At 69.9% G+C, this 21,688-nt stretch carries 17 protein-coding genes; 11 read left to right on the top strand and 6 right to left on the bottom strand.

Going from position 1 to position 21,688, the window contains the following annotated elements; genetic code table 11:
• Window positions 1-14: 14 nt before the first annotated feature.
• From ACFYMP_RS02530 to ACFYMP_RS02520, 3 genes are all read right to left on the bottom strand, one after another.
• Window positions 15-1,358 carry a sensor histidine kinase gene (locus ACFYMP_RS02530; RefSeq protein ID WP_388849581.1) on the bottom strand — a complete coding sequence of 448 codons (1,344 nt, stop codon included), beginning with the start codon at window positions 1,356-1,358 and terminating at the stop codon, window positions 15-17.
• Between the two features lie 227 nt (window positions 1,359-1,585).
• Window positions 1,586-2,455, bottom strand: coding sequence for a DUF4429 domain-containing protein (locus ACFYMP_RS02525; RefSeq protein ID WP_388849194.1), 870 nt, complete (start codon window positions 2,453-2,455; stop codon window positions 1,586-1,588).
• A 75-nt stretch (window positions 2,456-2,530) separates the two neighbouring features.
• Entirely contained in the window at window positions 2,531-3,739 is a 1,209-nt protein-coding gene (locus ACFYMP_RS02520) for an alpha/beta hydrolase (protein WP_388849191.1), read from the bottom strand.
• Between the two features lie 348 nt (window positions 3,740-4,087).
• Between ACFYMP_RS02520 and ACFYMP_RS02515 the strand changes: the two genes are divergently transcribed.
• Window positions 4,088-5,701, top strand: a complete 1,614-nt coding sequence (locus ACFYMP_RS02515; RefSeq protein ID WP_388849188.1) for an MFS transporter — start codon at window positions 4,088-4,090, stop codon at window positions 5,699-5,701.
• Between the two features lie 185 nt (window positions 5,702-5,886).
• Complete coding sequence (locus ACFYMP_RS02510; protein ID WP_388849185.1) at window positions 5,887-6,312, top strand: peptidase inhibitor family I36 protein; 426 nt, start codon at window positions 5,887-5,889, stop codon at window positions 6,310-6,312.
• 207 nt (window positions 6,313-6,519) lie between these two features.
• Here ACFYMP_RS02510 and aceE read toward each other — a convergent pair whose 3' ends face one another.
• Window positions 6,520-9,252, bottom strand: a complete 2,733-nt coding sequence (aceE, locus tag ACFYMP_RS02505) for a pyruvate dehydrogenase (acetyl-transferring), homodimeric type (RefSeq protein WP_388849182.1) — start codon at window positions 9,250-9,252, stop codon at window positions 6,520-6,522.
• A 620-nt stretch (window positions 9,253-9,872) separates the two neighbouring features.
• Here aceE and ACFYMP_RS02500 point away from each other — a divergent pair.
• From ACFYMP_RS02500 to ACFYMP_RS02475, 6 genes are all read left to right on the top strand, one after another.
• Window positions 9,873-10,310: a DUF3052 domain-containing protein gene (locus ACFYMP_RS02500; RefSeq protein ID WP_388849179.1), complete on the top strand. Its 438-nt coding sequence runs from the start codon at window positions 9,873-9,875 to the stop codon at window positions 10,308-10,310.
• A 136-nt stretch (window positions 10,311-10,446) separates the two neighbouring features.
• Window positions 10,447-10,905 (top strand): peroxiredoxin, encoded by a 459-nt coding sequence (locus ACFYMP_RS02495; RefSeq protein ID WP_388849177.1) that lies wholly within the window; start codon window positions 10,447-10,449, stop codon window positions 10,903-10,905.
• A 172-nt stretch (window positions 10,906-11,077) separates the two neighbouring features.
• Window positions 11,078-11,653, top strand: coding sequence for a TerD family protein (locus ACFYMP_RS02490; protein ID WP_388849174.1), 576 nt, complete (start codon window positions 11,078-11,080; stop codon window positions 11,651-11,653).
• Window positions 11,654-11,936: 283 nt separating this feature from the next.
• The gene (locus ACFYMP_RS02485; protein ID WP_388849171.1) at window positions 11,937-12,512 is read left to right on the top strand and encodes a TerD family protein; all 576 of its coding nucleotides are present in this window, start codon (window positions 11,937-11,939) and stop codon (window positions 12,510-12,512) included.
• 74 nt (window positions 12,513-12,586) lie between these two features.
• A complete protein-coding gene (locus ACFYMP_RS02480; protein ID WP_388849168.1) occupies window positions 12,587-13,714 on the top strand; it encodes a DUF475 domain-containing protein in 1,128 nt (375 codons plus the stop codon).
• Between the two features lie 265 nt (window positions 13,715-13,979).
• On the top strand, window positions 13,980-14,714 hold the full coding sequence (locus ACFYMP_RS02475; RefSeq protein ID WP_388849578.1) for a Tellurium resistance: 735 nt from the start codon (window positions 13,980-13,982) through the stop codon (window positions 14,712-14,714).
• Window positions 14,715-14,732: 18 nt separating this feature from the next.
• Here the strand turns inward: ACFYMP_RS02475 and ACFYMP_RS02470 are convergent, their stop codons facing one another.
• A complete protein-coding gene (locus tag ACFYMP_RS02470; RefSeq protein WP_388849165.1) occupies window positions 14,733-15,743 on the bottom strand; it encodes a TerD family protein in 1,011 nt (336 codons plus the stop codon).
• Between the two features lie 186 nt (window positions 15,744-15,929).
• Between ACFYMP_RS02470 and ACFYMP_RS02465 the strand changes: the two genes are divergently transcribed.
• The 3 genes from ACFYMP_RS02465 to ACFYMP_RS02455 all read left to right on the top strand — a co-directional run bounded on the left by ACFYMP_RS02465 (window position 15,930) and on the right by ACFYMP_RS02455 (window position 21,063).
• Window positions 15,930-17,090, top strand: a complete 1,161-nt coding sequence (locus tag ACFYMP_RS02465) for an HpcH/HpaI aldolase/citrate lyase family protein (protein ID WP_388849575.1) — start codon at window positions 15,930-15,932, stop codon at window positions 17,088-17,090.
• A 281-nt stretch (window positions 17,091-17,371) separates the two neighbouring features.
• The gene (locus tag ACFYMP_RS02460; protein ID WP_388849162.1) at window positions 17,372-19,972 is read left to right on the top strand and encodes a phosphoribosyltransferase; all 2,601 of its coding nucleotides are present in this window, start codon (window positions 17,372-17,374) and stop codon (window positions 19,970-19,972) included.
• A gap of 251 nt (window positions 19,973-20,223) precedes the next feature.
• On the top strand, window positions 20,224-21,063 hold the full coding sequence (locus tag ACFYMP_RS02455; protein WP_388849572.1) for an HAD family hydrolase: 840 nt from the start codon (window positions 20,224-20,226) through the stop codon (window positions 21,061-21,063).
• Here ACFYMP_RS02455 and ACFYMP_RS02450 read toward each other — a convergent pair.
• Window positions 20,957-21,622 carry a DedA family protein gene (locus ACFYMP_RS02450; RefSeq protein WP_388849159.1) on the bottom strand — a complete coding sequence of 222 codons (666 nt, stop codon included), beginning with the start codon at window positions 21,620-21,622 and terminating at the stop codon, window positions 20,957-20,959. The genes ACFYMP_RS02455 and ACFYMP_RS02450 overlap by 107 nt on opposite strands.
• Between the last annotated feature and the right edge of the window lie 66 nt (window positions 21,623-21,688).

Raw genomic sequence — 21,688 nt, 5'->3', positions numbered from 1 at the left:
TCGGCACGGCTCGCTCAGGCCGGCAGGTCCTCGGCTTCCGCCCCCAGGGGCAGCAGCGCCGCGACCCGGAAGCCGCCACCCGGCAAGGGCCCGGTGTCCAGTTCCCCGCCCACGAGCCGCACCCGCTCGCGCATCCCGGCCAGCCCTTGTCCCGAACCGGCCGAGACCTCCTCCACCCGGGACGCGCCCGATCGCGCGGGGCCGTTGACGACGAGGACCGTCAGATGTCGCGGGGTGAGCCCCACCGACACGGAGGTGAACGAACCCGGGGCGTGCCGCACCACGTTCGACAGCGCCTCCTGCACGATGCGGTAGGCCGAGAGGTCGACGGCCGGGCTCAGCTCGGCCAACTGCCGTACGAGCATGATTTCCGGCCCCGACAGCTCCACGGAGACCCCCGCGCGCACCGTCGCCCCCACCAGTTGTTCGAGCCGGTCCAGGCCCGGCTGCGGGGTCCGCTCTCCGCTCACGCCGTCACTGCGCAGAACCGTCAGAAGCCTGCGCATCTCGGCGAGCGACTCCCGCGCACTCGCCGCGATCGACTCGAACTCGGCACGCGCCGGGCCGGGCAGGTCCGCGATGCGGTACGGCGCCGAATCGGCCTGCACGGTGATCACCGACATGTGGTGGGCCACCACGTCGTGCAACTCCCGGGCGATCCGGGTGCGTTCCTCCAGGAGGGTGCGCCGGGCGCGTTCCTCCTCACTGATGGACTCCTGCTCGCTGAGCTTCCGCTGGACATCGAGCCGCTCCCGTACCGCGCCGCTCAACGCCAGGAGTCCGCCGCTGAGAACGAGCAACAAGACCCAGTTCCCGGCGCTGTGCTCCGGACTGGCCACCTGGAAGCCCAGGCCGGCCACTCCCGTCGTCAGCCACACGCCGATCAGCGTTCTTCTGCGCTCCCGCAGCCCCAGGAACACCATCAGCACCAGATAGCCCACGATGCCGGGAGGGGCCCAGGGCCAGGAACGGCCTTCCAGCCCAGGGGCCCACAGCAGGGCGATCGCCGTCACGAGATGTGCGAAGAGGACCATCCCCCAGGCGGGCACCGGCCGGGTCACCGCGAGGAGCAGCGGAACCGCCTGCACCGTGGCGGCCGCTCCCGCGATCCCACCGTTCAGCCGGTAGTCCTGGGTGAGAACGACAAGAGTCACCGGCAGGAGGATGAGCGTGAAGACGGCGGCCACTCCGTAGGGCACGGCCCGCGCCCACGTACGGGAGGAGGCCCCCGTCAACGGTGCGTGCCGCCGGGCCGGGTGGCGCGTCGCGGTCGTGACCGCCCGAGCGGCCTCCAGCAGCGCGGTGGCGGCGCGGCGAGGCCGGGCGCCTCGCGGCGGCCGGGGCCCGGACGCGGGCATCGGGGCGGGCCCGCTTCCGGGCACGGGGTTCTCAGGGTTCATGGCCCGCTCAGCGTAGGCAACTCACCGTCACCAGCGCCTCATACCGCGGTGCCGAACCGCACCTGATACCCAGGTATGACAGGTAGGAGAAGGCGGCCCTCAGCCGGCGTGGACGCCGACGCGGCCCCCAACCCCGGACCCCGCTCCTTCGGGACTCGGCTGACGGAGGACTCGCGGTCAGTGGCTCACAACTGCGCCAGCAGCTCCGTCTTCTTCGTGGTGAACTCCTCGTCGGTGAGCAGCCCGGCACCGTGCAGTTCCCCCAGGTGACGGATGCGCTCCGCGATGTCGGCCGGGTCCCGGGGCAACCCGGACACCTGGGGCATCACCTGCTGCGGGGGCCGGGAGCCCACCGCCCGTACCGCCGCGAGGACGGAGGCGGCGAAGGGCAGCGATTCGTGCACCGGCCCGTACCCCAGGCCGAACACCACCGAGGCGGGATCGTGGTCGGCCGGACCGGAACGGGAGGCGTCTCCCTCGCGTGGCAGCAGCCGCAGGTAACCGTCGAACGCCTCGGGGGAGCGCCACTCCACCCCGCTCAGGGACCCGACCGGGAACGACTGGTCGCCCGCCTTCCACTTGGTGGAGGAGGCCCCGGTCCAGAACCAGCGGAACGAGACGGCGGAGCCGTCGAACGTCGCCTTGCCGTCGTACGCCTTGAACTGGAGCGGCGCCCGAGGGGCGGCCACCAGATGCTCGGTGGCCGGCTCGCCCGCCGCCGGACCGAGCAGGCCGCGCACCTCCTCCGCGTAGTACTCGGCGAGCGTCTCCCGCTCCGCGGGCAGCACGAGCCGGTAGGGATCGCAGCTCTGCTTGAGCTGCCCCCCTGCCGCCTCCATCAGCGGATCGGCACCCGGCCGCGGTATCGCGTGCAGAACGACGGTGCCGCGCCTGCCCGGGGTCAGCGTCACCGTGGACAGCGCCTCCAGGGGTACTCGCCGCTCTCCCAATGCCTGGAAGAGCTTCGGCGTGCGGATTCCCCGTTCGAAGCGGATGAGCACGGAGTCGGAATCGAACTCCCAGGCGGCATGAAATCCGGCCAGAACATCACCCATGCGGCTCATCGTATGCGGCACGCGCGTCCCCGTCCCCTCTCGTGCTGAGCTGCGGTCTCCCCGTCTCTACGCGCGTCAGGCGGCTGCGCCGGGTTGGCCCTGTCGGCAGGTCTCGTTTCCGTGCTGGCAGATCACCGAGTGGTAGGCGCCCACTCCGATCTCCGCGAAGTTCTTCAAACTCGTCGTTCCCGGGACGAAATACCCTCCGTGTCCCACCGCGCCCCGTGCCGACATCAGACGTGCGCCGAAGCCCTCCGACACGGGGTCGGCACCGTGCCCGAAACCACCGAACTCCAGGTGCGGGATGTCCCTGATCCAGTCCCCGTTGTCCCGGGTGGCCCAGATCCTGGCCGGAGTGCCCAACTGGTCCACGCTGCGGGTGCGCATGCCCGGACTGCCGGCCACCGCGATGTCGGTCACCCGGCCGGGCAGCGAGCGCGCGGCCACCCCGCACAGCACGGAACCGTAGCTGTGGCACACCAGCGCCACCGAGGCGGAGCCGGGCAGCGCGTGGATCAGGGCGGTCAGCCGGGTGGCGCCGTCCTCGGCCCGCATGGCGGTGGCCGCGTCCATCCCGATGCCCTCGGGGGCGGTGTAGTCGGCCCACGCGATGACCGCGGTGCGGGTGCCGGGACCTGCCGCGCGCTCCGCCGCGTACAGGGAGCGTGCCATGCCTACGGGCGCGGTGAACGGCCGGTCAGCGCGCTCGAAGGTCATCAGCGCGGTGTCCACCCCCGGCACGACCACCGAGACGCGGCGGGCCCGGGAGAGGTCACCGAAGACCTCCGCGATCCGGCCGCTGCCCGAGGGGTCGAAGGCGAGGAAGTGGCGATCGCCGCCGAGCATCGAGGTGAACCGCTGCATGCGGTCGCGGGCGTCGGCGCGCCCGTCGGCGGAGAGCCGCGGGTCGTGTATGCGGTGCGCCTCGACCTCTTTGGCCTTCTCCATGGCGAGATGGTTGGCGCGATAGCGCAGGGTGAGCGGAGCACCGTTCATGTTGCCGACGGCGAGCGGGTAGCTCCGTACGAGCCGGTCGCGCCGGCGCGCGTCGAGCGAGGAGAAGAACGCGTGGAGCCGGCTCGGTGGGGCGGTGGCGGACGGCAGCGCCCTGCCGTCGAGGCTGCCGTGTTCCCACGCGCTCACGGCGGCCTGGAGCGGACCACTGTCACCACGCTGGTCCCGTACGGCGGTCCAGCCTGTCGTCGCCAGCATGATGAAGACGACGGCCAGCGCGAGGGCGGCGCGCCAGACGTTCAGTTGGGGGGACGAGTCGAAGGAAGTCACTGCGGGACACCCTAGGAGACAGCCGCCCTCGATCGCCAAGCCGGTGAGACACATCACGTCGCCGTGCCGAAGCACGGGCAAACAGCGTGGACCAGCGGCGCACGGTCGTACCGGAGGGCGTGAACACGGGCGAACGGACAGTACCGCGCCCCCGGCCCGGCGAGGGCCGTGACCTGCCGGACAGCGGTCGATCGGCCGCCTCCGGAGGAGCCCCGGGCCGCCCGGCGCGTGATCCCCGCACCCCCTGAGCCCTCCCGGCCCGGCAGCCTGCGAGTCCGGCGCGCCGGGCAGTTGCCGGTTGACGAAAACGTCTGCCCGTCGTGGTCGGCTCTCACTAGCGTGAGCGGTATGACTAGTCAGACCACCCTCGGCAAGGCGGACGAGACGCCTGACGCTGCGTCGACCGCCCCGTCCCGTAAAGGCGTGCGTGGCCATCCCTGGTTGACGCTGTTCAGCGTCGCGCTCGGGGTGATCATGGTCGCGCTGGACGGGACCATCGTCGCGATCGCCAATCCGGCGATCGCCAAGGATCTCGGTACGTCCATGGCGGGCGTGCAGTGGATCACCAACGGCTACCTCCTGGCGCTCGCCGTCGCCCTCATCACCGCGGGGAAGCTCGGTGACCGCTTCGGCCACCGGCAGACCTTCCTCATCGGCATCGCCGGCTTCGCCCTGGCCTCCGGAGCCATCGGCCTCTCGCAGAGCGTGTCGCTCGTGGTCACCTTCCGCGTCGTCCAGGGGCTCTTCGGCGCGCTGCTGATGCCCGCCGCCCTCGGGCTGCTGCGGGCCACGTTCCCCGCCGAGAAACTGAACATGGCCATCGGGATCTGGGGCATGGTCATCGGCGCCTCCACGGCCGGCGGCCCGATCGTCGGCGGTCTGCTCGTCGAGCACGTGTCCTGGCAGTCGGTGTTCTTCGTCAACGTCCCCGTCGGCGCGCTCGCCCTCGCGTTCGGAGTGGTGATCCTCAAGGACCACCGGGCTGCCAAGGCGCCGCGTTCCTTCGACATCCCCGGCATCCTGCTGCTGTCCGGGGCCATGTGCGCGCTCATCTTCGCGATCATCAAAACGGGTGACGGCTGGGGGTGGGGAGACGGCCGCACCTGGCTGCTGCTCGGGCTGTCCCTGGTGTGCTTCGTGACCTTCGCCCTGTGGCAGACGCGGGCCAAGGAGCCACTCGTCCCGCTGGCCATGTTCCGTTCCCTGCCGCTCTCCGCGGGCGTCGTCCTCATGGTCCTCATGGCCATCGCCTTCATGGGCGGTATCTTCTTCGTCACCTTCTACCTGCAGGGCGTGCACGGGATGAGCGCCGTGGACAGCGGGCTGCACCTGCTGCCGTTGACCGCCATGATGATCGTCGCCTCTCCCGTGGCCGGTGCCCTCATCACCAAGCTGGGCCCGCGGGTCCCGCTGGTGGGCGGGATGCTCGCGACGGCCGCCGCGATGTTCGGGATGTCGACCCTGGAGGCGGACACCGGCACCCCCACCATGTCCCTGTGGTTCGGTCTGCTCGGCCTGGGCCTGGCCCCCGTCATGGTGGGGGCCACCGAGGTGATCGTCGGCAACGCCGCGCTGGAGCTGTCCGGGGTGGCGGGCGGCCTGCAACAGGCGGCGATGCAGGTCGGCGGAGCCTTCGGTACGGCCGTCCTGGGCGCGGTGATGGCCGCCCGGGTCGACGAGGTCCTGCCCGGCAACTGGGCCGACGCGAAGCTGCCGCCCCTCAAGCCGGCCCAGCTCGACCAGGCGTCCGACGCGATCCAGCTGGGCGCGAGCCCGGTCCCGCCCGGCACTCCGAAGGGCGTCGCCGCACAGATCACCTCGGTCGCGCACGACACCTTCATGTCCGGCATGGGCCTCGCCTGCACGGTCGCCGGTGTCGTCGCCCTGGTCGCGGCGGGCGTCGCGACGCTCACCAAACGCGGCGAGAACGCGGAGACCGACCAGCTGGCCGCGCACATCTGAGAACCCGCGGCGGCCCGTGTCGTCCTTTGCGCCATCGGTTCACCGTGTCCTGGGAAATCCCGCCGAGCCGTGCCCGGCGGGATTTCCCCTATCAGGATGAAGAGGGCCGCGGCCCCTTCCGGAGACGTCGCCGAGCAGGTCAGAGTGCCGTCACAAGATCCACACCGACACGGGGGTACCTCGACATGCGAACGACCACCGCGGCAGCCGTCCTCGGCCTCGCCCTCTCCACCCTGCTTCTCGTCCCCGCCCGCGCCGCCGCTCCGGCCCATCAGCAGGCACCGAGCCCGTCGGCCGCCGCCGGTGCGCCGAAGCCGGCCCCCGGATCCTCCGGGAAGTGCGCGGCCGGGGAGTTGTGCCTGTGGCAGAAGGAGCAGTACCAGGGAAAGCGCCTCACCTTCGAGCTCTCCTCGATCGACATCGAGAGCTGTGTGCCACTGGCCGGGGGCGCGAGCGCGCACGCCCTCGCCAACCGCACCGGCCGTCCCGTCACCACCTACCAGTCCGCCGAATGCGCCGAGACCGGGGAGTTCGAGACCTACCCGGGCGGCGGTACCTGGCTGCCGCAGTCCCCCTACCGGGTGCGGGCCTTCAAGGTCTGGGAGAACTGACGGGCCATGACCGCCGTCGGAAGGGGCCGTGCGGTGCGCGACACGGAACCTCGCGACCCCGGAACTGAGCCGACACGGAACCCGGCCACCCCGGGGACTGAGCCGACACGGGACCGGGCGGGCTCAGAACTGAGCCCGCCCGGCGTCTTTCCGCTTCCTCAGCTCGCGCGGCGCGGGAGCCGCGCCCGCTTCACGGGGCGCCCCGCGCTACGCGTCACCACCGGCCAAACCGGGATCAGCCGCCGCCACATCGAGCAACTGGTACCGGTCGATGGCCTGCTTGAGTACCGACCGGTCGACCTGGCCCTCCTGGGCCAGCTCGGTCAGCACCGCCACCACGACGGACTGCGCGTCGATGTGGAAGAAGCGTCGCGCGGCACCCCGCGTGTCGGCGAAACCGAAGCCGTCGGCGCCCAGCGACTGGAAGCGCCCCGGCACCCAGCGCGCGATCTGGTCGGGAACACTGCGCATCCAGTCCGAGACCGCGACGAAGGGACCCTGCGCGTCCTGGAGTTTCCTGGTCACGAAGGGCACCTGCTGCTCCTCCTCCGGGTGCAGCAGGTTGTGCCGCTCCACGGAGACCGCCTCGCGCCGCAGCTCGTTCCAGGAGGTCGCCGACCACACGTCCGCCCGCACGTCCCAGTCCTCGGCGAGGAGGCGCTGCGCCTCCAGAGCCCAGGGCACGGCCACCCCCGAGGAGAGGATCTGCGCCGGAACCGAGCCCGCCGTACCGGCCCGCAACTTGTAGACGCCCTTGAGGATGCCCTCGACGTCCACGTTCTCCGGTTCGGCCGGGTGCTGGATCGGCTCGTTGTAGACCGTCAGGTAGTAGAAGACGTCCTCGCTGTCGGGACCGTACATGCGCCGCAGTCCGTCCCGGACGATGTGCGCCATCTCGTAGCCGTACGCCGGGTCGTAGGCGACGGCGGCCGGGTTGGTCGAGGCGAGCAGCTGCGAATGCCCGTCCGCGTGCTGAAGGCCCTCACCGGTCAGTGTCGTACGTCCAGCGGTCGCACCAAGGACGAAACCGCGCGCCAGCTGGTCGCCCATCTGCCAGAACTGGTCGCCGGTGCGCTGGAAACCGAACATCGAGTAGAAGACGTAGACCGGGATGAGGGGTTCCCCGTGCGTCGCGTACGCCGAGCCGGCCGCGACCAGCGAGGCCGTACAGCCCGCCTCGGAGATCCCGTCGTGCAGCAGCTGCCCTGTCGGGGACTCCTTGTAGGCCAGCAGCAGGTCCCGGTCCACGGACTCGTACTGCTGCCCCAGCGGGTTGTAGATCTTGGCACTCGGGAAGAAGGAGTCCATGCCGAAGGTGCGGTACTCGTCGGGGGCGATCAGCACGAAGCGGCGGCCGATCTCCTTGTCCCGCATGAGGTCCTTGAGCAGGCGGACGAAAGCCATGGTGGTGGCGATCGACTGCTGCCCCGAACCCTTCTTGACCGAGGCGTACGCCTTGTCGCCCGGCAGCTCCAGCGGCTTGGCCCGCACCACCCGCGTCGGCACGTAGCCGCCGAGGCTGCGCCGGCGGTCGTGCATGTACTGGATCTCCTCGGAGTCCCGGCCCGGGTGGTAGTACGGCGGGAGCCCGCCCTCCAGGTCCCGGTCGGGGATCGGCAGGTGCAAGCGGTCGCGGAAGCCCTTGAGGTCGGCGACCGTCAGCTTCTTCATCTGGTGCGTCGCGTTGCGGCCCTCGAAGTTGGGGCCGAGCGTCCAGCCCTTGACCGTCTGCGCGAGGATCACGGTCGGCTGCCCGCGGTGCTCCTTCGCGGCCGAGAAGGCGGCGAAGATCTTCTTGTGGTCGTGCCCGCCGCGGCCCAGATGCAGGATCTGGTCGTCGCTCATGCCCTCGACCATCGCCCGCAGGCGCTGGTCGTCACCGAAGAAGTGGTCGCGGATGTACGCCCCGGTCTCCGTCGCGTACGTCTGGAACTGTCCGTCCGGCGTCGTGTTCAGCCGGTTGACCAGGACGCCGTCCCGGTCCTGGGCGAGCAGCGGGTCCCAGGAGCGGTCCCAGACCAGCTTGATCACGTTCCAGCCGGCCCCCCGGAACTGGGACTCCAGCTCCTGGATGATCTTGCCGTTGCCGCGCACCGGCCCGTCGAGCCGCTGGAGGTTGCAGTTGACCACGAAGGTCAGGTTGTCGAGACCCTCGCGCGCCGCGATCGACAGCTGGCCGAGCGACTCCGGCTCGTCCATCTCGCCGTCGCCGAGGAAGGCCCACACGTGGGAGCGCGAGGTGTCCGCGATGCCCCGGGCCTCCATGTACCGGTTCATCCGCGCCTGGTAGATCGCCGACAGCGGGCCGAGCCCCATGGAGACCGTCGGGAACTCCCAGAAGTCCGGCATCGACCTCGGGTGCGGATAGCTCGGCAGCCCGTTGGGCGCCTTCGACTTCTCCTGCCGGAAACCGTCGAGCTGCGCCTCGGAGAGCCGGTCGAGGAGGAAGGCACGGGCGTAGATCCCGGGGGAGGCGTGTCCCTGGAAGAAGATCTGGTCCCCGCCGTCACCCCCGTCCTTGCCGCGGAAGAAGTGGTTGAAGCCCACGTCGTACAACGAGGCGGAGGAGGCGAAGGTCGCGATGTGGCCGCCCACGCCGATGCCCGGACGCTGGGCGCGCGAGACCATGACCGCCGCGTTCCAGCGGGTCGCGTTGAGGACCTTGCGCTCGATCTCCTCGTTGCCCGGGAAGAAGGGCTCGTCCCTCGTGGCGATCGTGTTGACGTAGTCCGTGCTGCGCATCTCGGGCACGGCCACACGTCGCTCACGGGCGCGCTCGATGAGACGGAGCATCAGGTAACGGGCACGTTCGCGGCCTCGCTCGTCGACCGCCGCGTCGAGCGAGTCGAGCCATTCCTGGGTCTCCTCCGGGTCGAAGTCCGGGACCTGACTGGGAAGGCCGCCAATGATGATCGGATTGCGATCTGCTCCGGAAGCCACGCTGTTCCTTCACTGTCGGGTACTGCTCTGCAGAGGTCTGTTCGTCGGTACGCCGCCTCCCATCGTGTACCTCGCGGGAGGGGAACGTCACTTCTACCGGACTTCAGCCGAGCGGTAGTCGGCACGTTCCCGCAAGCTCCGGGGGTAACCCGATCGGCCCGTCGCCGTCCTGAGGGGCGAACGTGGCGGAAGGTAACAATACGTACTCGCGTGATACCCGCGGTGCGGTGCGCGAACCGTGCGCGCCCTCGGCGCGAGAAGGCGGCGCGCGGGTGGACCGGCGGTTTTTTCCGGCCTTTCGTGAAAAGGGCGCGTCCGTTACGAGGGGTGCCGAAGTGCCCGGTACCGGATGTGGGCGACAATGAGGGGGGTCCACCGGGAGTCCCTCGCAGAGAGACGGGCAGACGGGAAGTGATGAAACGAGCCGAATCCTGTGGCATGAGTCACCAGGCGGTGCTCGTTCATGTCCGAAGTTGCGACGAGACCGTCGGGAACGTCACCGTTTCGGCGGTCTCGGCAGCCGGGTACTTGCGCGATCGGTCCCGCCCGTGTGGACTACGGCCAATGCCACGCGCACGCGCGTGGCCGAAGAACACCCCAAAACGATCAGGAGGCAATCCGTGAGCGCGACCGCGGACCACGCGGAGGAGCGGACCAACCCTGCCGCCAGGCTGGGTTTCCAGCCCGAGCAGGTGGTCCAGGAGATCGGCTACGACGACGACGCCGACCAGGAGCTCCGCGAGGCCATCGAAGAGGCCATCGGCAACGAACTCGTGGATGAGGAGTACGACGACGTCGCCGATGCTGTGGTGCTGTGGTTCCGAGAGGACGACGGCGACCTGACGGACGCGCTGGTCGACGCATCCCAGCTGGTCGACGACGGAGATCCGGTCTGGCTGATGACGCCCAAGACGGGCCGTGACGGCTACGTCGAGCCCAGCGACATCAACGAGGCGGCCCAGACCGCCGGGCTGTCCCAGACCAAGAGCATCAATGCGGGCAAGGACTGGACGGGTAGCCGCCTGGTCACGCCGAAGGGCACGAAGAACAAGCGCTGAGGGGCAGCGAACCGAACCGGGCCCCCGCCGCCATCGGCCGGCGGGGGCCCGATGCGTAGGGTGGGGCCGACCGTCCGGCGCGGTCACGGGCCCGCGGGGGCCCGCACGTGTTCGTACACCGAAGGGATCGGCATCCATGGCGATCGAGGCAGGCACCCAGGCCCCGGACTTCGAACTGAAGGACAACCACGGCAGGAGCGTCAGGCTCTCCGGCTTCCGCGGCGAGAAGAACGTGGTCCTCCTTTTCTTCCCGTTCGCGTTCACCGGGGTCTGCACCGGCGAGCTGTGCGCCCTGCGCGACGAACTTCCCTCCTTCGTCAACGACGACACCCAGCTGCTCGCGGTCTCCAACGACTCCATGCACAGCCTGCGCGTCTTCGGTGAGCAGGAGGGTCTCGAATATCCGCTCCTGTCCGACTTCTGGCCGCACGGCGAGGTCTCGCGGGCCTACGGCGTCTTCGACGAGGACAAGGGCTGCGCCGTGCGCGGCACCTTCATCATCGACAAGGAGGGCGTGGTGCGCTGGACGGTCGTCAACGACCTGCCCGACGCCCGCGATCTCAACGAGTACGTGAAGGCGCTCGGAGCGCTCTGACCAGCCACTTCGCGTCATCTGCCGTCCTGGACGCCCGACATCCGGCGCCCTCGGGACGAAGAGTCTGTTTTGGCCGGGAACCGGTCACTAGTATCCACACGTTGATCCGGTACCAACGCACGATGGGGGCGTTCGGCTCTCGCCACCCCCTCGAAACCCATTGGGAGGAACCGTGGGAGTCAGCCTCAGCAAGGGCGGCAACGTCTCGCTGACCAAGGAGGCCCCGGGCCTGACCGCGGTCACCGTCGGTCTGGGCTGGGACGTCCGTACCACCACCGGCACGGACTTCGACCTCGACGCGAGCGCCATCCTCACGGGCGCCGACGGCAAGGTCAGCGGCGACCAGAACTTCGTCTTCTTCAACAACCTCAAGAGCCCCGACGGTTCCGTCGAGCACACCGGCGACAACATCACCGGTGAGGGCGAGGGCGACGACGAGCAGATCAAGGTCAACCTCGCGGCGGTCCCCGCCGAGGTCGACAAGATCGTCTTCCCGGTGTCCATCTACGACGCCGAGAACCGGCAGCAGTCCTTCGGCCAGGTCCGCAACGCCTTCATCCGCGTCGTGAACCAGGCGGGCGAACAGGAGCTGGCCCGGTACGACCTCTCCGAGGACGCCTCCACCGAGACCGCCATGGTCTTCGGCGAGCTGTACCGCAACGGCGCCGAGTGGAAGTTCCGTGCCATCGGTCAGGGGTACGCCTCCGGCCTGCGCGGCATCGCCCAGGACTTCGGCGTCAACGTCTGAGGCACGGGGTCGTCCGGCCGTCACACGTGCGGTCCGGACGGCGGTCGCGCGTGTCGTACACCCGGGTCCCGCTCGGTCAGAGGCCGGCCGGGACCCGGGTCGTCTCTCGCCACCACCGGTCCGGGGCGCCACGTACACCTGCCCCCTCGTGTGCCTCCGCGTCCGACGAGTGCCGTTCGCCGGCTCCGCGCTTCCGGGTGCTCGCGGGTCACGCGCGGTAGACGGGGCAGGTCACACAGCGGGGGAACACACGGGCCCCCTCACCCCGGAGAGGAATACGCAGATGGGTGTCACGCTCGCCAAGGGAGGCAATGTCTCCCTCTCCAAAGCCGCTCCGAACCTGGCCCAGGTCCTTGTGGGCCTCGGCTGGGACGCCCGTTCCACCACCGGCGCCCCCTTCGACCTGGACGCCAGCGCCCTGCTGTGTTCCGCGGGACGCGTCATGGGCGACCAGTGGTTCGTCTTCTACAACAACCTGAAGAGCCCGGACGGTTCGGTGGAACACACCGGGGACAACCTCACCGGCGAGGGCGAGGGCGACGACGAGTCGCTGATCGTGGACCTCACCAAGGTGCCCGCCGAGTGCGACAAGATCGTCTTTCCCGTCTCGATCCATGAGGCCGACAATCGCGGCCAGACCTTCGGGCAGGTCAGCAATGCCTTCATCCGCGTCGTGAACCAGGCGGACGGTCAGGAACTCGCGCGCTACGACCTGTCGGAGGACGCCTCGACCGAGACGGCGATGATCTTCGGTGAGGTCTACCGGTACGGGGCGGAATGGAAGTTCCGTGCTGTGGGGCAGGGGTACGCGTCAGGTCTGCGCGGTATCGCTCTAGACTTCGGGGTCAACGTTTCGTAAAGCCGGTCACGGCGCGGGGGAGACCCTCCTCCAGACTCCGTCCGGGGGGATCTCTCCATACGATTGGGTAAGCAGTGCTACTGAAAACCTTCGGCTGGTCCTTCGTGATCACGGCCCTCGGCCTGGTCGCGGCGGTGTTCTACGGGGGGTGGACCGCGTTCGGGGTCGTGGCGATCCTGGTCGTCCTGGAGATCTCGCTGTCCTTCGACAACGCGGTGATCAACGCCGGAATCCTCAAGAAGATGAACGCCTTCTGGCAGAAGATCTTCCTGACGATCGGCGTGCTGGTCGCCGTGTTCGGCATGCGGCTGATCTTTCCCGTACTCATCGTGTCCATCAGCGCCAAGATCGGCCCGTTCTCGGCGGTCGACCTGGCGATCACGGACAAGGACCGGTACCAGGAACTGGTGACCGACGCGCATCCGTCGATCGCCGCCTTCGGCGGGATGTTCCTGCTGATGATCTTCCTCGACTTCATCTTCGAGGACCGGGACATCCAGTGGCTCAAGTGGATCGAGCGTCCGCTGGCCAAGCTCGGCAAAGTCGACATGCTCTCGGTCTGCATCGCCCTCATCGTCCTGCTCGTCAGCTCCATGACCTTCGCCGCCCACGCCCACCAGCACGGTGGAGTCCACGCGGACAAGGCCCAGACCGTCCTGATCGCCGGCATCGCCGGCCTCATCACCTACCTCGTGGTGGGCGGGCTCTCCGGGTACTTCGAGGACAAGCTGGAGGAGGAAGAGGAGGCCGAGGAGGAGGCGGAGAAGGCCGCTGAGCGCCGGGGCAAGCCGGTGATACTGCTCGCCGGGCGGGCCGCCTTCTTCATGTTCCTGTACCTGGAGGTGCTCGACGCCTCCTTCTCCTTCGACGGGGTCATCGGCGCCTTCGCCATCACCAACGACATCGTGCTGATGGCGCTGGGCCTGGGTATCGGTGCCATGTACGTCAGGTCGCTGACCGTCTATCTGGTCCGCCAGGGCACCCTGGACGACTACGTCTACCTCGAACACGGCGCGCACTACGCGATCGGCGCCCTCTCCATCCTCCTGCTGGTGACCATCCAGTACGAGATCCCCGAGGTCATCACCGGGCTCATCGGCGTCGTGCTGATCGCCCTGTCCTTCTGGTCCTCGGTCCGGCGCAACCGGGCCCTGGAGGCGGAGGGCGAGCGGCCGGCCGTGGAGAAGACGGGGGTCTCCTGACGCCGGGGGCGGCCGGGGCTCACGCCTGTGAGCCGCCACGGCTGACACGGTGGAGCTGTCGCAGCTGACGGCGGTGGCCGGTCGATTGACGTCGGGGGCCTGCCGCGGCACTCTGGCGGCGATCCTGGCCGAGACCGGTCCCCGGCCGGGGTGTGAGCCGGACCCGGGTGAGGAACGCTCTGAACGGGGCGGTCATGAGAGGAAGTCCTCTCCTGGCCGCCCCGTTGGAGCGTGATGTGGCGGAGCGGGACTCGTGGGGGTGCGGATGTCCTTCCTGGACGGACTGTGGCGCGGCAAGGCCGCGCAATTCGACAGCGGCAGCGCGTCGAGCAACGCGATCGAACTGACCAAACGGAACTCGGCGGTCTCACTCACCAAACAGGGGGCGGCCACCGGAAACCTCCGGGTCAACCTTTCCTGGCGCATGCGGACTTCCGACTTCGGCGGTCCCAAGCGCAGCAACGGCTCACTGCGGCATCCGCTCAAGTTCTTCCAGCCCGAGGTGGTCCAGGCGCACACCCAGGGGGTCGTGAACGTCGACCTGGATCTCGGCTGCCTCTACGAACTCGCGGACGGCACCAAGGGGGTGGTGCAGCCCCTCGGCAATTTCTTCGGCGACCTCAACTCCCCGCCCTTCGTGAAACTCAGTGGGGACGACCGGTTCGGTTCCGCCTCGGGCGAGACCGTTTACGTCAATCTCGACCAACGGGACGCCATCAAGCGGCTGCTGGTCTTCGTCTACATCTACGACCAGACACCGGCGTTCGACCGGACGCATGCCCTGGTGACGCTCTACCCGAGCAACGGGCCGCGCGTCGAGATCAACCTCGACGAACGGGCCCCGCAGGCGCGGTCCTGCGCGGTGTTCCGGCTGGAGAACCACAAGGGCGAGATCGTCGTCCACCGCGAGGTCAGGTTCGTCTACGGGTTCCAGGAGGAGCTGGACCGGCTCTACGGCTGGGGGCTCCAGTGGGGCAGGGGCTTCAAGTCCAAGGTCTGAACACCCGGGCCTTCGGCCTCACCTGTTCAGGAACTGCGGTCCCATCGGTGGCAGCACGAACGCGGGCTCCGGCACCGGGCTCACCGGCTGCGGGTATCCGTAGCCGGATTGCGGCGCGTGCGCCGGCGGCTCCTGCACGGCTCCCGCCGGATAGCCGTACGCCGGGGCCGGCCCCGGGGCGGAAACGGGTGCCGGCGGGTGCGGGACGGTCGCCGGCGGCGCCTGCGGGTAGCCGTACGCGGGCTGGGCGGGGGGCGGGAGCGGGGCGGCCGGAGCCGGATACGGGCTGTTGCGCGCGGGGGCCTGAGGCGGGTCCAGGCGGGGCGAGGTGAAGGGCTGCTGGAGGGGTTCGGTGACCGCGCCCTGGTCCCGCCCCGAGGTCTGCCAAGCGGCCTCGCCCGAGACCGGGCTGGGGTGCGGGGAGGCCGGCGCCGACGGATGCCCCGTCTCGTCCGGGGAGCCGGTGTCCGGCTCGGCTTCCGGAGCGGACTCGTCGACCATGATCCCGAAGTCGGTGGCGAGGCCGATCAGACCGTTGGAATAGCCCTCGCCCAGGGCCCGGAACTTCCAGTCCGCCCGGCGCCGGTACAGCTCTCCGCAGATCAGCGCCGTCTCCGCGCCGGTCTCCGGCCGGACGTCGAAGGAGGCGTACGGCTCCCCGTCGGGCACCGCCGCGTCGTAGAGCAGGACCCGTAGATCCCGCACCGCCTCGAACGGCCGGTTCTCGGCGGAGGCCACGATGAGCACGCGGTGCACGGCCGGGTCGATCGCCGCCAGATCCGCCTGGATGGTGTCGCTGATCCCGTCCGGACTCCGCCGCTTGCCCAGACTCCACACCGTGCCCGAGGGGTGCCTCGGCTGGTTGTAGAAGACGAAGTCCTCGTCCGAACGCACGCGGCCCTCGGCGTTGAGCAGCAGAGCCGAGGCGTCGACCACCTCTCCACCCGGCCCCGGGGCCCAGCGCACGACGGCTCGAACCGCCGTGGCTTCGAGCGGTACGTTCGACCCCTTCAGCATCGCGTGCGTCATACGGTCATCCTGCCTTCCCGAAGGGGCCGCGGACAACGCGGGTGGGCTTGGTCGCTTTCCGCCCGCGATCACATGACGCGACCGGGTTACCTGAATTTCACCCCTCTCGGGAACCCTGGACACCTCTTCCTACGTACTATTACCGGCCACCGGTATTCGAACAGTCCCGCCATGCAGGGGAGTCACATGCGTCACTTCGGGCATATAGCCCCTGCGGAACGGGAGCGGCTCTTTCACAAGGAGCCGGCCACCTTCACCGCCGACTCCCCGCCACGGACCCTGGCGGCCGCCCTCGGCGCCACCCTCTACAGCCCGGCCACCCGCCCCCGCCTCGCCGACGACGTACACAAGCAGGCCGGCCGGGGGGTCGTCTCCATGGTGCTGTGCCTGGAGGACTCCATCAGCGACGCGGAGGTGCCCGCGGCCGAGGACAACCTCGTGCGGCAGTTCGCCGAACTGGAAGGGCGCTCGGCCGAACCCCCTCTTCTGTTCGTCCGGGTCCGCACCCCGGAGCAGATCACGGAACTGACCCGTCGCCTCGGCTCCTCGGTACGCCTGCTGTCCGGCTTCGTACTGCCCAAGTTCACCGAGGAACGCGGCATCAAGTTCCTGGAAGCTCTCCTCGCCGCCGAAACCGCGGGCGGGCACCGGCTCTACGCCATGCCCGTCCTCGAATCCCCGGAACTGCTGCACCTGGAGACCAGGCGGGAGACCCTGGCCGGCATCGCTCGTACCGTCGGCGGCTACCGCGACCGCGTGCTCGCGCTCCGGCTCGGCGTCACCGACTTCTGCTCCGCCTACGGACTGCGCAGACCCCCCGACATGACCGCCTACGACGTCCACATCGTCGCCTCCGTCATCGCCGACGTCGTCAACGTCCTCGGCAGGTCGGACGGCACGGGCTTCACGGTCACCGGACCTGTCTGGGAGTACTTCAAGGTCCAGGAGCGCATGTTCAAGCCCCAACTGCGGCGCAGCCCGTTCCTCGGTGAGGCCGAGGAGCTGCGCACCTCGCTCATCGAACACGACATGGACGGCCTTCTGCGCGAGATCGCACTCGACCGCGCCAACGGCCTGCTCGGCAAGACCTGCATCCACCCCTCCCACGTCGCCCCCGTGCACGCCCTGTCCGTGGTGAGCCACGAGGAGTACAGCGACGCGCAGGACATCCTGCGCCCCGAGCGCGACGGCGGCGGAGTGATGCGTTCCTCGTACACCAACAAGATGAACGAGGTGAAGCCGCACCGTGCCTGGGCGGAACGCACTCTCCAGCGCGCGGAGGTCTTCGGCGTCGCACGGGCCGGTATCGACTTCGTGGACCTGCTCGCGGCGGGACTCTCCGGCTGAAGCCCCCAGCCGACTTCCCCCAGCCGGATTTCCCGACTGAGGCCCACACGGGCCCAGGCCGCCGGGAGGCGTGCCCCGCAAGGAGCCCACGACCGTGAGGCCACGCCAGACCGTCTGCGGGACCGCGCACGACGCGCGATCAAGGCCCCCGCCAGGCCGCGATCCGGTGGAACGAGTGGAACGACCAGGCCGAAGTGACCGGGCCGCAGGCCCGGGGCATCTGAGCAGGACCCTCGCCGGGACAGTAGCGACGGCGAACAACCAGGAAAGAGACGAACGACGTGGTGTGGAGCGGGACATGGGTCGCCGACCGACTTGGCGTGGAGATCACCGGTGACACCGGGATCAAGGATCTGCTGGGACTCGCCCTGCGCCGCAACCCCAAACGCGCCCACCTCCTGGTCTCCCACGTCCTCGGCAAGCACGTCCCCCAGTCGCCCCGGGTGATACGGGCCCACGGCCTCGCGCTCGGCGAACGGGTCCGTGCCCTTCTCGGCCCGGAGGCTGAGCGCGCCACCGTCCTCGGCTACGCGGAAACGGCCACCGGGCTCGGCCACTGCGTCGCCGACGGTCTCGGTAACGTCCCCTACCTCCACTCCACCCGCCGCCCCGTGCCGGGAGTCCCGCAGGCCGCCGGCTTCGAGGAGTCCCACTCGCACGCCACCACGCATCTGCTCCTGCCCGAGGACCCCACGCTGCTCGGCGGGCGCCAGGAGGTCGAGCCCGGTCCCCACGGGAGCGCCGCTCCCGCCCGCGCGGCAACGGGCGGGGGCGAGGCCGTGTCCGGGGAGCCGGGGCCTCTGGTCCTGGTCGACGACGAGTTCTCCACGGGCACCACCGTCCTCAACACCATTCGCGCCCTGCACGCCTTGCGGCCCCGCGCCCACTACGTGATCGTGGCGCTCACCGACCTGCGCGCACCCGAGGACCGGGACCGGCTCGACGCCTTCTCCCGGGAAACAGGCGCCCGCGTCGATCTCGTGGCCGCGGTGACCGGAACAGTGCGGCTTCCTGACGGGGTCCTCGCAGCCGGCCGGGCTCTCGTTCTTGAGCACGAGGCCCGTGCCGCCGCGCCGACGGCCCATGGGCAGGGGACGACGGGAAGCGGGACGGCTGTCGGGGGCCTTCCCCCGGCCCGAAGCGCCGGATCTCCCCGAGGGAAGGACGAGAGCGGTCAGCCGGCCGTCACGGGTGAGCCGCACGGCGGGGGCACCCTCCGCATCGCCCTGGACTGGCCGCACGGCCTGCCCGACGGAGGCCGGCACGGGTTCACCGCCGCCCATCGCGACCGGCTCGAAAAGGCTCTCCCGAGGCTCGCGCGACAGCTCGCGGAAGCCGTCGGCGACGCGAGACGCGTCCTCGTCCTCGGCACCGAGGAGCTCATGTACGCGCCCCTGCGGCTCGCCTCCGCCCTGGAGGACCGCACGGACGCGGAGGTCCGCTTCTCGACCACCACCCGCTCGCCGGTCCTGCCCGTGGACGACCCCGGCTACGCGATCCGCACCGGGATCGTGTTCCCGGCGCACGACAGCCCGGCGGACGGCCCCGGACCCCGCTACGCCTACAACGTGGCGGGCGCCGGATTCGACGCTGTCGTGGTCGTCACCGATTCCACGGGCGACACCCCCCGGCTCCGCGCCCCCGACGGGCTCCTGGCCCAACTCGCCAGGCACACCCGGCGGGTGTGCCTGGCCGTCATCCCCTCGTACGTTCCCGAGCCCGCAGGACGTGGACGACCGATGCTGCCCGAGCCTCTCCGAGGCCCCGCCTTCTCCTCCTACGCCCCCGACGACGTGGGCTGGCTCCTCCAGGACCTTTCCGACGTCGCGCTCGAAGCACCGACCGAGGAACGCGAGGAGGCCGTGCAGAACGGTGGCGCGCACTACGCCGAGTCGCTTCCGGTCGAGTACCAGCCGAGCCCCGCTTACCAGCAGCTCTACCAGTCGGCTCTTGCCACCTCCGCCGGACGCGTCGCCGAAGCGGTCGGCACCGTCACGGAGACCGTACTCACCGAGCGTTCGGGCCGTCCGGTGCTGGTGTCGCTCGCGCGGGCCGGCACCCCGGTCGGCGTTCTGATGCGGCGCTGGGCCCAGGAACGGCACGGTCTCGACCTGCCCCACTACGCCGTGTCGATCGTGCGGGGACGTGGAATCGACGCGAACGCCCTGCGCTGGCTGGCGGCCCACCACGACCCGGCGGACATCGTCTTCGTCGACGGCTGGACGGGCAAGGGCGCCATCACTCGTGAGCTCGCCGAGGCGATAGCCCCGTTCGGGGGCTTCAACCCCGAGATCGCCGTGCTCGCGGACCCGGGCTCCTGCGTCCGTACCTTCGGCACCCGCGAGGACTTCCTCATCCCCTCCGCCTGCCTCAACTCGACGGTTTCCGGACTCGTCTCGCGCACCGTACTGCGCGCGGACCTCGTCGGCCCGCACGACTTCCACGGGGCGAAGTACTACCGGGACCTCGCTTCCGCCGACGTCTCCCGCACCTTCCTCGACACGGTCGCCGCCCGCTTCCCCGAGGTCACCGAGGCAGTCGACCGAAGAGTGGAAGACCTCCTCGCCAACGACCGGACCCCCACCTGGGAAGGCTGGGCCGCCGTCGAAAGGCTCAGCACGGAGTACGGCATCCACGACGTCAACCTCGTCAAGCCGGGCGTCGGCGAGACCACGCGGGTTCTCCTGCGCCGAGTCCCCTGGCGGATCGTCGCGCGCCGCGGAGCCGGCACCGATCTGGACCACATCCGGTTGCTCGCGGAACAGCGCGAGGTGCCGGTCGAAGAGGTCGACGACCTCCCGTACAGCTGCGTCGGACTCATCCATCCCCGCTTCACCCGCGGGGCCACCGGGGCCGACGGAAAGGCCGTGAGCACGCTGTGACTGCTGTCTCCTCCACCCCCAACGAGCCCACCGCCCTTGCCTCCGACGAGCCCGCCGTCCCTGCCCCTGACGAGTACACCACCGCGAACTCCTCACTGGTTACGCTCCGTTCCTCTCATTCCTCTGACGCACCACCACCCGAAGTCCTCCTCGCGGACCGGGGCGGGGACCGGGTGGAAGCGGGAGGTACAGCCGGTGCGGATTCGCTAGCCGCGGTCAGCCGGCCCGCTGCGGGGACCGGACCGACCGTGATCGCCAGCGACCTCGACCGGACACTCATCTACTCGGCGGGCGCCCTCGGCCTCCGCATGTCCGACACGGAGGCACCCCGCCTCCTGTGCGTCGAGATCTACCAGCACCGGCCGCTCTCGTACATGACCGAGACCGCGGCCTCCCTACTGAGCGACCTCGCCGGCACCTCCCTCTTCGTGCCCACCACGACCCGCACTCGCGAGCAGTACGCGCGCGTCCAGCTCCCCGGTCCGGCACCCCGCTACGCGATCTGCGCCAACGGTGGTCACGTGCTGGTCGACGGCGTGAGCGATCCACAGTGGCAGCGGACGGTGCGTTCCGCACTGACCGAGGAATCGGCCCCACTGGACACGGTGCGCCGCCGGCTCCTCTCGCGCGCCGACCCCGACTGGCTGCTCAAGGAGCGCGTGGCGGAGGACTTGTTCGTCTACCTCGTCGTGGACCGCGATCGTCTTCCCGAGGGCTGGATCGAGGAACTGTCCGGCTGGGCGGCCGGCCACGGCTGGACGATCTCGCTCCAGGGCCGCAAGGTCTACGCCGTGCCACGCCCCCTCACGAAGAGCGCCGCACTGCGCGAGGTCGCGGAGAGGACGGGGGCCGGCCTCACCCTCGCGGCCGGCGACTCCCTCCTGGACGCCGACCTCCTGGAGGCAGCCGATCTGGCCTGGCGGCCGGGCCACGGAGAGCTGGCACAGCAGGGCTGGCGCGCCCCACGGGTGACTCCTCTGGCCGCTAGTGGGGTCCTCGCGGGGGAAGAGATCCTTCGTCGCTTCGCTTACGCCGCTTCTCACGCCCGCCCCGCAACACCCGTACAAGGAAGAAACCCGACACCGCGGTGACGGCCACGACGAGCACGACGGTCGAGTAGGTCGACACGTAGCCCGAGACCTGTTCCCAGTTCTCCCCCAAGGAGTAGCCGGCGAGGACGAAAAGGGTGTTCCACAGAGCACTGCCGAGCGTCGTGAGAGACAGGAAAACCGGCAGCGGCATCCGCTCGATCCCGGCGGGTATGGATATGAGACTGCGGAAGACGGGAATCATCCGGCCGAGAAGCACTGCCTTTGTGCCGTGACGCGCGAACCATGCCTCCGTGCGCTCGATATCGGCGACCTTCACGAGGGGGAGCCGCGCCGCTGCCGCCACGGTTCTCTCGCGTCCCAGCCAGGCGCCGAGGCCATAGAGCGCGAGCGCGCCGAGAACGGAGCCGGCCGTCGTCCACACCAGCACGGCTGCCACGTGCATTTCCCCCGTGCTCGCCGCGAAGCCGGCCAGAGGCAGGATGACTTCGCTGGGGATAGGAGGAAACAGGTTCTCCAGGGCGATGGCAAGACCGGCCCCCGGAGCGCCCAGCGTCTCCATGAGTGAGGTGATCCACTGCGGTGCGCTGCTCTCGATCATGTTCATCACGCTAGAGACCGGAAGCTGAAGGGGCACTGAAGTGCACCGCAGGATTCACCTGCGGTG

This window comes from Streptomyces sp. NPDC007088 (assembly GCF_042869355.1).
GTDB lineage: Bacteria > Actinomycetota > Actinomycetes > Streptomycetales > Streptomycetaceae > Streptomyces.
The sequence above is the reverse complement of the archived record's forward strand: the minus strand, read 5'-3'. Positions and strand labels throughout refer to the sequence as shown.